The organism is Thiorhodovibrio winogradskyi, from assembly GCF_036208045.1.
GTDB classification, from domain to species: domain Bacteria; phylum Pseudomonadota; class Gammaproteobacteria; order Chromatiales; family Chromatiaceae; genus Thiorhodovibrio; species Thiorhodovibrio winogradskyi.
Window position 1 is genome coordinate 538956 of sequence record NZ_CP121472.1, and the last position, 11085, is coordinate 550040.

10 protein-coding genes are annotated in these 11085 nt (G+C 59.7%); 5 read left to right on the top strand and 5 right to left on the bottom strand.

Going from position 1 to position 11085, the window contains the following annotated elements:
* Positions 1–56: 56 nt before the first annotated feature.
* Positions 57–443, bottom strand: coding sequence for a hypothetical protein (locus Thiowin_RS02605; RefSeq protein ID WP_328986189.1), 387 nt, complete (start codon positions 441–443; stop codon positions 57–59).
* Positions 444–566: 123 nt separating this feature from the next.
* Between Thiowin_RS02605 and Thiowin_RS02610 the strand changes: the two genes are divergently transcribed.
* The 5 genes from Thiowin_RS02610 (at position 567) to Thiowin_RS02630 (ending at position 6616) form a co-directional block, all read left to right on the top strand.
* Complete coding sequence (locus tag Thiowin_RS02610) at positions 567–1013, top strand: hypothetical protein (RefSeq protein ID WP_328986190.1); 447 nt, start codon at positions 567–569, stop codon at positions 1011–1013.
* A gap of 594 nt (positions 1014–1607) precedes the next feature.
* The gene (locus Thiowin_RS02615) at positions 1608–2657 is read left to right on the top strand and encodes a hydrogenase small subunit (RefSeq protein WP_328986191.1); all 1050 of its coding nucleotides are present in this window, start codon (positions 1608–1610) and stop codon (positions 2655–2657) included.
* Between the two features lie 145 nt (positions 2658–2802).
* Positions 2803–3453 (top strand): nitrate reductase, encoded by a 651-nt coding sequence (locus Thiowin_RS02620; RefSeq protein ID WP_328986192.1) that lies wholly within the window; start codon positions 2803–2805, stop codon positions 3451–3453.
* On the top strand, positions 3450–4883 hold the full coding sequence (locus Thiowin_RS02625) for a (Fe-S)-binding protein (protein ID WP_328986193.1): 1434 nt from the start codon (positions 3450–3452) through the stop codon (positions 4881–4883). The genes Thiowin_RS02620 and Thiowin_RS02625 overlap by 4 nt, the downstream gene beginning before the upstream one ends.
* Positions 4880–6616: a nickel-dependent hydrogenase large subunit gene (locus Thiowin_RS02630; protein WP_328986194.1), complete on the top strand. Its 1737-nt coding sequence runs from the start codon at positions 4880–4882 to the stop codon at positions 6614–6616. Before Thiowin_RS02625 ends, Thiowin_RS02630 begins: the two co-directional genes overlap by 4 nt.
* 256 nt (positions 6617–6872) lie before the next feature.
* On the opposite strand, the gene Thiowin_RS02635 is transcribed toward Thiowin_RS02630, so the two are convergent.
* The 4 genes from Thiowin_RS02635 to Thiowin_RS02650 form a co-directional block, all read right to left on the bottom strand.
* The gene (locus tag Thiowin_RS02635) at positions 6873–7292 is read right to left on the bottom strand and encodes a hypothetical protein (protein ID WP_328986195.1); all 420 of its coding nucleotides are present in this window, start codon (positions 7290–7292) and stop codon (positions 6873–6875) included.
* 150 nt (positions 7293–7442) lie between these two features.
* A complete protein-coding gene (locus tag Thiowin_RS02640) occupies positions 7443–7841 on the bottom strand; it encodes a CoA-binding protein (RefSeq protein WP_328986196.1) in 399 nt (132 codons plus the stop codon).
* Positions 7842–7851: 10 nt separating this feature from the next.
* Positions 7852–9720, bottom strand: coding sequence for a diguanylate cyclase (locus Thiowin_RS02645; protein ID WP_328986197.1), 1869 nt, complete (start codon positions 9718–9720; stop codon positions 7852–7854).
* 131 nt (positions 9721–9851) lie between these two features.
* Positions 9852–11000, bottom strand: coding sequence for an aminotransferase class V-fold PLP-dependent enzyme (locus Thiowin_RS02650; protein ID WP_328986198.1), 1149 nt, complete (start codon positions 10998–11000; stop codon positions 9852–9854).
* Positions 11001–11085 lie beyond the last annotated feature (85 nt).

The following is an 11085-nucleotide window of genomic DNA, read 5'->3' on the forward strand; positions in this document are numbered from 1 at the left end:
TGCGCCAACGGGTTGCCGGCTGCCAAGCGGCTGGGTTGGGTTCAGCTGGGTTGGGTTTACTGGTGCTGTTTTTGACAAGCATGCCAAATATCGTCGATAAGTTTACGCAGGCTCTTTAAGTGTTTCCTGCCATTGTCACCATGTTCCATTGCCTTGTCCGCATCATTGTCTGGAGCCTTTGATAAGGCCGCATAGCGGTCTTCAAAGACCTTGGCTTGCTGGTGCGCGGTAACGCTGTTGCAAGGTGCGTGCTGGGTGAGTTGGCGTTGGTGCAAAGCCTCGATTAGTTCCAGATCACGCTTGGCGAAGTAGATATCCTCTTCCGCCATTTCTTTTAAACGCAGTTTCTCGACGAACGTATTCATTGCTTTCTCCATTTGCGGCCATGTATGGACGCTGTTGCCAGTGAATTGGAACTTGACAACCTGGGCAATGGCCGCCAAGCTAGCTTTGCGCCTCTGAAAATTCTAGTTTTAACAAAGTATTATAGAATAGTTAAATTAGCATTTTCTGGATAAGGGGGCGCCAATCGAGGAGTCAACCACCAAGATAAACCGGAGGATTCAATGAATATCGGCGATGACGAGGATAAGGCCTCGCGGAGGCTGAAAGTTGGTGTTCGCATCTCTGGTTCCGACCAACCAATAATCCAAAAAGTGCTTGATGTTGGCCTTGCAAGCGGGATCATGATGATGGATACCTGTATAGGTTGCGGGCAGACAGTTCAGCTGACTTTTGATGAGGCGCCTGGTGAGGTCATCTGTGTGGACTGTGTTGTCGAGCCCCATGGAGTGGGGCGTTACAGACTGCGGTATTGCGCACCAAAAGAGCAAATTCGCGAGCGGCTTAGAAGAATCATTTGGCCGGATTGGGATGGCGCGAACTTGCTTGACGGTGCCCTACTGATGGCCGAGCGCTATGAGGTTGCCTCGCTCTCCGATCTCTTGCGCCTGACCAGCCTTCTGAGTGTGATGCAACCAAGTGTTAATCTTCGTCGGCACGCAATAGCCTGATTCCCTGTGTGGCCATGAAGTGTTGAAAATTGCCGATGGAAGCGAGTTGGAGCCATGGACCGGCTACTCTCTCATAGGAGAGTTTGATCAAGCCCTGTTCGGCTGGTTCCATTTGCCTGACCGGCGAGTACTGTAAAGGAAAGTTACAATTTCGTATTCATAATTTGCTTAAATACTAATCTATTTCGAGGATGACGGCAAATATTGTTGTTCCCCTTGGATTGGATCTTCATGGAGGGATCATTGCATATAATAATCTGCTTATCTAACCATATTTATATTCACTTTTTTAATGATGAAGGAGGCGGGTTTTCAGGGTCATTTTGGTGATGTTTTGATCGGCATCATTTGAATGATAATGGCACGTTGCGATATTCCATGATGATGGCTAGCTTCTTTGTAAGCTTCTTGCTCGGGTGCGTCTGATTCGATTGACAGTCGGTCCTTAATCATTTGGCCGGGCGATTCGCGCCCATGGCTAATCTCAACTCGCTACAGGAGGTGCCCATGACAAGTCTAACCAGCCCTAATCTGCCCAGACTAAATCTGCCCAGACTAAATTCGTCCACGTCAAATTCGCCCAATCTGGGAGCAATGCTCGACAGTCAGGGTTACAGCCGGCGGGATTTCCTCAAGTTTTGCACCGCGGCTGCTTCGGTCATGGCCTTGCCCGCGAGTATCGCGCCGACCATGGCCGAGGCTCTTGCCGGAGCCAAGCGACCCTCGGTGATTTGGTTGTCTTTTCAAGAATGTACCGGCTGTACCGAGGCCTTGACGCGGTCGGCGGCGCCCAGTATCGAATCGCTGATCTTCAACTTTATCTCGCTCGATTATCACCATACTTTACAGGCCGCTTCCGGCGACGCGGCGGAACATGCGCGCGAGCAGGCGGAGGAGGCCAATGCCGGGCAGTATCTGGTATTGGTGGACGGCTCGGTACCGACCAAGGCCTACTGTTCGACCATTGCCGGCATCAGCAATATCGAGATGCTCAAGACCTCGGCGGCGGGCGCGGCGGCCATTATCAATGTCGGTACCTGCTCGGCTTATGGCGGACTGCCGATGGCGAAGCCCAATCCAACCGGCGCCGTGCCTGTGGGCGAGATCATCACCGACAAGCCCATTGTGAATGTTCCCGGTTGTCCCCCCATGCCGCTGGCCATCACCGGCGTGATCGCCCACTACCTGACGCTTGGCCAGTTGCCGCCCACGGATCATCTTGGCCGTCCGCTGGCCTTCTTTGGCGAGAATATTCACGACCGCTGCTATCGCCGGCCTTTCTATGATCGCGGCCAGTTCGCCGAGTCCTTCGACGATGAGGGCGCGCGCAAGGGCTGGTGTCTGTACAAACTCGGCTGCAAGGCGCCGGTCACTTACAACGCTTGCGCGCATCTGAAGTGGAACCAGGGTACCAGTTTCCCGATTCAGTCCGGGCATGGTTGCCTGGGTTGTTCCGAGCCGCGCTTCTGGGATGCCGGCGGCTTTTATGAGTCAGTCGCGCGCGGGCGTTTCGAGACCGGCTCCAAGCTTGGCCTGGCCGCGGCTGGAGGCGCGGCGGCGGGCGCTGCAGCCGCGGTGCTGGCGCAACGCAAGAAGAAACAACTCGCGGCCGAGCACGCCGAACACAGTAAAAATGAAGATTAGACGGAGGCGCCAGTATCTTTGACCGGATTCGGCCTTCGTCGCCTTGATTGCCGAAGTCTTGTGCGAAAACCATAACAATAAAGATCCCTATTCCACCAAACAACGCCTGATGGCGGATAAGTCCCTTTAAGGGAGGATGGTTCCGATGAGTCTCCTAGAGTTTGCTCGCGGTCCAGCAATCCACTGGTCGCTGATTATTTTGGTTGTCGGCATTCTTTGGCGGCTGCTGGGTGTCCTGGCGTTGACACGAGGCGCGGATCTTTCCCGTCCGCGCGACGCCTTTGGCAATTTCAAGGGTTACCGCACGGTCTTTAGCCGCTCCTGGCCGTCGGATGAGTTCACCACCGCGACCATGTTTCAAACCAGTGTGGCTTATGTGTTTCATCTCTCCACGCTGATTGTGGTCTTTGGCGTGACCCCGCATATTGAGTTCATCACCGGCCTGACCGGACTGGCCTGGCCTGGATTGCCGAATGCTGTCGGGGTTGGCTTTGGCGTGGCGGCCCTTGGGTCGTTGCTGGCGCTGATTCTGCGCCGGCTCAGTAAGCCCGCCGTTTATTGCTCGAATGTGGGCGATTACATCACCTGGGTGCTGGTGGCCCTGCCGCTCATCACTGGCCTTCTCGCTTTTGGTCATCTAGGTGGACGTTACGAGACACTCCTGGCGCTTCATATTCTCAGCGTCTGTGCGCTCTTTGTCTGGTTCCCGTTCAGTAAATTGATGCATGCCTTCTGGTTCGTGTTCTCCAGGGCGCAAAGCGGCATCGTCTACGCGCACAAGGGGGTACGGATATGACAGCCACCACGACATCGACACAGGCCCCCCTGTTCCCGACTTTTGAGCAGGTCTTTCAGGGCCTCGCGGGACAAATTGGCCAATTGCGCGAGATGGCGCCCAAGCCGACATTACCGGATACCGAGCGCGTGCGCCGCGCCATCAATGTCTTGATCGAGGAGACCAACGCCGATGAGGCCGTGTGGCTGGAGAGCTGCATCCATTGCGGTCAGTGCACCAATGCCTGCCACTATTTTCAGGCCACCGGCGAGGCCAAGTACGCGCCCATGCGCAAAATGGAGCTGTATCGGCGCATTTATCAGCGCGAGATCGGTCCCTTCCGATCCTGGTACAAGCTGACCACGCCGGAGATCAATCTTGCCGATCTTGAACAAGTCCAGGAGCTGGCCTATGACTCCTGCTCCGAGTGCGGACGTTGCACCATGGTCTGCCCCATGGGTATAGACACTGCCTCCCTGGTGCATCACCTGCGCAGTGCCCTGGTTGCCGCCGAGCTGGTGCCGCCCGAGCTTGCGACCCTGCATCATGAACAAAAGTACAGGCGCACGGTGTTCGGTGCCTCGGGTGAGAAATTCATCGAGCTGGTTCAGCGCATTCGCGATCACTATGAGATGGATGTGCCTCTGGACAAGCCCCAGGCCGATGTGCTGGTGCTCAGCTCGGCGGTGGACCTGGTTGGCAATGGTAATGGTCTGCTCGCCACCGCCAAGGTCATGAACCATCTCGGTGTCGACTGGACCCTGTGCTCGGATGCTTTCGAGAGTGCCAATTTCGGTCTGCTCTCGGGTGACATGGCGCTGTGGGAAAAACTCTCGGCGCCCATCGTCGCGGCGGCCATCCGGCTCGGCGCCAAGACCCTGGTCATCGCCGAGTGCGGTCATGCCTACCCGGCTTTGCGTTGGAACCCCATGGTCAAGGGCGGCGACCTGCCGTTCGAGATGATGTACATCTCCGAGTTTCTCGGTCGCCAGGCGCAGCAGGGCAAGCTCAAACTGCGCCCGCTCAAGGGGCGCGTGACCTATCACGACCCTTGCAAGACCGGCCGTCGCGGCGGCGCCTTCGAGGAACCGCGCGCGGTACTGCGCGCCATGCAGGCCGATGTGGTGGAAATGCCGGCCAACAAGGAGTTCAACTGGTGCTGCGGCGGCGGGGCGGGGATCTTTCTGCTCGGGGACGCGACCCGGCTGCGCGATGAATCCTTCCGCATCAAGCTTCAGCAAGTGGAGCAGACCGGCGCCGAGGCGGTGGTGGTTAGTTGCGCGAGTTGCCGGCTGAACTTCGAGGCTGGACGGGTCAAGAACCGCTGGAACAAGCGTGTGGAGAGTTTGGTCGAGCTGGTCGCCCAGCAGCTTGATGAAGGCGAGAGCCCCAGGCAAAGTGGGGAATCGCGTGAACGGACCACGGGTGTTGAGGAGGAGGCGACCGCATGAACCAAAGAATCGTCGTCGACCCCGTCACCCGCATTGAGGGCCACTTGCGCATCGAGGCGCGGGTGGAGGACGGGCGGATCGCCAGCGCCTACTCATCCGGCACCATGGTGCGCGGCATCGAGACCATTTGCCAGGGACGCGATCCGCGTGATCTCTGGGCTTTTGTGCAGCGTATTTGCGGAGTTTGCACCCTGGTGCATGGCCTGGCCAGTGTGCGCGCGGTCGAGAATGCGCTCGACTACAAGATTCCGCCCAATGCGGAGTTAATCCGCAACCTCATGGTGGGTGCGCAATATGTGCATGATCATGTTATGCACTTCTACCACCTGCACGCCCTGGACTGGGTGGATGTGGTCTCGGCGCTGCAGGCCGATCCCAAGGCCACCTCCGAGCTGGCGCAATCCCTGAGCAGCTATCCGCGTTCATCCCCGGGCTATTTCGCCGATGTGCAAAAAAAACTCAAGACCTTCGTCGACGGTGGCCAACTCGGCATCTTTGCCAATGGATACTGGGGCCATCCGGCCTACAAGCTGCCGCCAGAGGCAAATCTCATGGCCGTCGCGCACTATCTGGACGCGCTCGAGTGGCAGCGGGAGGTTGCCGAGCTACACGCGGTCTTTGGTGGTAAGAATCCCCATCCCAACATGGTGGTCGGCGGCATGCCCTGTGCCATCAGCCTGGACTCCGGCGGTCAGGCGGGCACCTCGGTGGATGTGTCCGGACTGGAGCGGGTCAGAAACATCATCGGCAAAATGCAGAGTTTCGTCGATCAGGTCTACATCCCGGACACCCTGGCCATCGCGGGCTTCTATAAGGACTGGTTCGGCCCCGGTCATGGCGAGGGCATCGGCAATTTCATGTGCTATGGCGACTTTCCCGCCAAGGGCTATGGCGACCCCAGCTCCTATCTGGTGCCGGGCGGGGTGATCATGAATCGCGATTTGTCGCACATCGAGCCGGTCGATCTGGATGCCGATGACCAGATTCAGGAATTCGTCGCGCGTTCCTGGTATGCCTATGGTGACGGCAAGGATGCTGGCCTGCACCCCTACGCGGGGGAGACGGACTTTGCCTTCTCGGGGCCAGAGCCACCCTACCAGCAACTCGATGTTGCCAATCAGTACTCCTGGCTCAAATCACCGCGCTGGCGCGGCCAGCCAGTGGAGGTGGGGCCACTGGCACGCGTGCTGATGCTCTACACCACGGGCCACGAGCAAACCCGGGAACTGGTGGATCGCACGCTGGCGCGCTTGGAGTTGCCGGTGGACGCGCTCTATTCGACCATGGGCCGCACCGCCGCGCGCACCCTGGAGACCAAGGTCATCGGCGACGCCATGAGCGGCTGGTTCGATCAGCTCCTGACCAACATCCGTGCTGGGGATCACAAGACCTTCAACGACAGCCTGTGGGACCCGTCCACCTGGCCAGCCAAGGCCCGGGGCGTCGGCCATATGGAAGCCCCGCGCGGTGCCTTGGGTCATTGGATTGTGATCGAGAACGGCAAGACGGCCAATTATCAGGCCGTGGTGCCCAGTACCTGGAATGCCGGCCCGCGTGACAGCGCCGACCAACCCGGCCCCTATGAAGCTGCCCTCAAGGGGCATGCCGTGCATGACGCCCATCAGCCGATCGAAATCCTACGCACCGTGCATAGCTTCGACCCGTGTATCGCTTGCGCCGTGCACTTGTTTGATCCCAAGGCGGAAGAGGTGACGCGCATTCGGGTGTGTTAGTTGGTTGACAATAAGATCGGGTAGGCCGCTAGCCTGATTGGGCTGGTGTTTGGCTGGTGTTTGGGCTGGATCGGTTGCGCGAATGACCAACCGATTGCGTCCGTTCCGCTTGGCCTCGTAAAGCGCGCTGTCGACGCGGGCGAGCAGGGAATCGGAATCGTCACCCGGTTGCATCAGGGTGGTAAAGAAAATGGGGCCAAGGTCGATTTAATTCTCAACAATCTCCAGATGCACTGGACTCTGGCGTATTGTGAGACTAGGTCGCTTTGGCGGGAAATGCGGCCTTAACGGCTTTGTCGTGCTGCTTGAATTTCGCAATCCAAACGTCGGATAGCAAATGATTGAACAGGCCCAGTATTCCATCCGCGCTAACGCGATTCGGGCTCGTGAGGTCGATTGAAGCGCCATGCATTGGTGGAAACGGGCTGTTCTCTTTGCTGTCGTTCATCCATTTTGCATAGAAGCTTTTCGATTCCCAGCCGTAATTGATTGTTGATACATGTTGTCCGTTGTGGAGCACATGGATCATGGTCTTGCGGCAATCGCAGTTGGGGTCTGAGCAATACATATCGATGAACGCGTATTCCCCATCGGGTAATTGCGGGCTTTGCTCGATTCGCACGGAGCGGACTTGATGGCGTTCGCCGATAATTTCGCCCGCGGGTATGAATTCCATGATTCTTTTTGCTACCTCTTGTTTAATGGGGAGACTTGCCTGGGACTGGACAGCTGCTCCTTGATGCTTGATTTTTCTAGGAAATGGCTCCGCTTGGCGCGAAATCACCTGTGCTGGGCCATTGCCAAGCCAGTTCGGGTCGCTCAGTGGTCAGGCGGGCGGCGCGGAATCGAAGCGGCCCTCGCGCAGCATTTCCAGAGTGCAGTCTTCCAGCCAGTCGATGCCGGCGTTGGTCAGGATACGCTGGAGTCGCGGGGATTCGGTGCCTGGGTTGAAGATGACCCGCTGTGGTCGGATGGCGATGATTGTGTCGGCGGCGGCAAGCGCGCGAGCGGGGTTCACATAAAGCGTTAAGCTGGAGGCATTCCGGGGTGCCTGGTCAAGCGCGGCGATGACCGGGATGTCCTCGATTGAGCTGAGTCGCGGGTGCACGGGGATGACTGCATAGCCGTTTTGGCGCAGCATCACGAGCGCCTGGTGGGCGAAGCGCTCCGGCTTTTCGGATGCGCCAAGAAGAATGACCTCGGGTTGTTGGGGGCTGTGCTTCATGTTGGTCTGCCTAGCCTGGTTGGTCTGGTGCCTGGGCTGGTGATTGGGGTGGCTCGATTTCGCGGATGACCACTCGGTTGCGCCCGGTCCGCTTGGCCTGGTAAAGCGCGCTGTCGACGCGGGCGAGCAGGGAGTCGGAATCGTCGCCTGGTTGCATCAGGGTCGCGCCAATGCTGACGGTGACGGTGATCGCTTTGTTGCCGAAAGTGACAGGCGTGGCTTCGATCCGTTGGCGAATGCGAGTGGCGGTCTGTAAGGCACCCTCTAGGTCTGCCTCCAACAGGAGTGCGGCGAATTCCTCGCCGCCCAGGCGCGCGAGCAGATCGCCCTGGCGCAGGCAGCCGCTGGCCTGCTCGGCAAAGCCGCGCAGCACGGCATCCCCGGCGGCATGGCCATGGTTGTCATTGATCTCCTTGAAGTGGTCGAGGTCAAAGCTCAGCAGCGCAAAGCCTGCGCCATGACGCTCATAGCGAGCAATGGCATCGCTCAAACGGTCAAGAAACAGCCGGCGGTTGGCGACCTCGGTCAGACCGTCAAAGAAGGCGTAGCGTTGCAGCAGATCGCGCTGGCGGTAGCGCTCGTCGATGTCCATGTCGATGCCGCGAAAGCCGATGATTTGTCCCTGATCGTCGTGGAGGGGGATGCCGCTGGAGGTCACCCACAAGGCCCGCCCGTGATTGTCGAGCAGTTGATTCTCAAAGCCCGCGATCGAGCGTCCCTCGCGGATAAAGGTCAGACCGAGCCGGCGCATGCGTTCCTGGTTGGCCGCGGGCATGATGTCCCAGAAGGGGCGGCCGATGAGCTGCTCTGGCCGGTAACCCAGCACGGTTTCAACCGACTCCGACACGTCGGTATAGGAGCCATCAAGGTCGACATCCCAGGCAATACTGCGGCTTTGGCGCGCCAGCTCGGCATAGCGCTGCTCGGATTTCTCGGCGCGATCGCGGGCTTGCCGGAGCGCTGTGTTGATTTGTTCCAGGGCTTTGGCCTGGCGGCGCATCACCGCCTGGCGCCAGATGAAGAAGCCCGCGATCAGACCGAACGCCAGCACAATCGCCAGGGCGGCTTTCAACCAGCGCAGGTCCGCGGGTGCCTCTATCCAGGCGGCGAGCCAGCGGTTCTCGATCTCGCGATGGTCTTCCTCCGTCAGGGAATCGACCATGGTCTCGAAAAATGGCAGCCAGTCGGGACGATCATTGCGCACGGCGATGGCCAGTTCCCAATTCTCGGTAAAACGCCCGGCGATTTTCAGCTCGTGCAGCTTGGCCGCGCGGATGGCGGTGGCGACAGTGGCTAGGGAATCGAGCATGCCATAGGCCTCGCCGCGGCGAACCTTTTCCAGCCCCTCGGCGACATTGCTGACTTCGATGAAGCCAATGCTCGGATAACGTGTCCGGACCAGCTCGGTGTAGGCATAGCCAGAGACCGCGGCCAGAGTCTTGTCGGCAACCGCCTCCAGACTGTCGACCGCCGGAATTTCGCTGCGTGTGACCAGCACAAAGGGATAGCTGACATAAGGCGTGGTAAATAGCCAGTGCTGAGTGCGCTCCGGTGTTTTCATCGCTAGGGTCAACAGATCGCATTCCCGCGCCTTGGCCTTGTCGAGCGACTCCTGCCAGGACTTGGTCACCACCAGCTCGGTCGCGAGTCCGGCGCGTTCGCTCATGCGCTGCCAGTAGTCAGCGGACATGCCGCGAAAGCGGTCTTGGTCATCGAGATACTCGAAGGGGGCCCAGTCCGGATCGATGCACAGACGCACGGGCCTTTCGGCATCGGGGGCCGGGTTGGCGCTCAGGGTCGCGACGGCGAAGAGCAAGGTGGCGGCGAAGCGGCTTGCGCGCGTGGCAGTCCGGGAGTGTGAGGCTGGAGCTGGCTTCATCGGATACTTAATAGGTGCTCATCTGGAGCGCGTGCGGGTCGTGGGTATGATCCGGCCAGAAAGCGTACCAGAATCGTCGGGTTTTTGGGCCTGCTCGCCTCATCTGCGCTGTGCGGCCGGGGAGTGAAGGGCTAGGCCGCCTGGGTGTTTGATGCCTGCCCGGCGGTCAGTGTGACCGCCTGCCCGAGCTGCTCCATGGGCGTGTGGAAATGCGGCGAGAAACGAATGCCGCCCCCGCGCGCGGCGCACAGCAGGTTGTTCGCCATCAGGGCGCGCCATAGCCCCTGGTGATCCGCGACGCCCGGAACGCGAAAAGTCAGGATGCCGGCGCGTTGCTCGGGCGCGCGCGGGGACAGCAGTTCGAAGCCCTGGGCATCGATTAGCTCGATCAGATGGTCGATGCGCTCTTGGATGCCTTGTTCGATGCGCTCCAGTCCGATGTCTTCGAGCAGTGACAGGCTGGCCTCGAAGGCGTGAATGCCGAGCATATTGGGGCTGCCGCATTCAAAGCGGCGCGCGGAGCTGGCCGCTTGCCAGTCGTCGCGGTCGAAGTCGCCCATCTGCTCCACCATGTGCCAGCCGAACTGCCGCAGCCTGAGCCTGGGGCGCAATTCCGGGCGGCAGTAAAAGAGCGCGATGCCCTCGGGGCCGAGCATCCATTTATGCGCGTCGGCGACAACGAAGTCGGCCGGCGTGCGCTCGAGGTCGAAGGGCAGGGCGCCCAGACCCTGAATGGCGTCGACGCACAGCAGGATGCCGCGTTCGCGACAGGCGCGACCGAGGTGCTCGAGGTTTAGCCGTCGGCCACGCGCATATTGCACCCAACTCAATGCCAAAAGCCGTGTGCTGTTGTCACAGAGCGCGAGCAGGTCATCCTCGGGCGCCTGGGAGCCGGCGAGCTTGAGCGCGCGCCATTCCACCCCTCGGTCGGCCAGGGACTGCCAGACGATGCGGTTGGAGGGGAATTCCTCGGCGATGCCGACAACAGAGTCCCCCGGCTGCCAGTCGATTCCATAAGCGATGACCGACAGGGCTTCCGAAGTGCTTTTGGCCAGGGCGATGTCATCGGCTGACGGCGCCTTGATCAGCCGCGCCAGGCGCTCGCGCAGGCGCTGCTCGGTGGCTTGCCACTGTGGATAGTGGCTAGAGCCCAGGGTGGCGTTTTCCTCGGCAAAGCGACGCACGGCCTCAGTGGTGCGCCTGGGCCAGGGGCCGACGGCGGCGTGGTTGAGGTGCAGCAGGCCAGGGGAGAGGTTGAATTCCGCCAGTGATTCGTTCATCGCGAGCCTCAAGGGGGCTGTTTGGGAAATGTTGGTCTATTATGCCGGCCTTCGCGGTCGGATGGCTGATCGGCCTGCCCCCGGG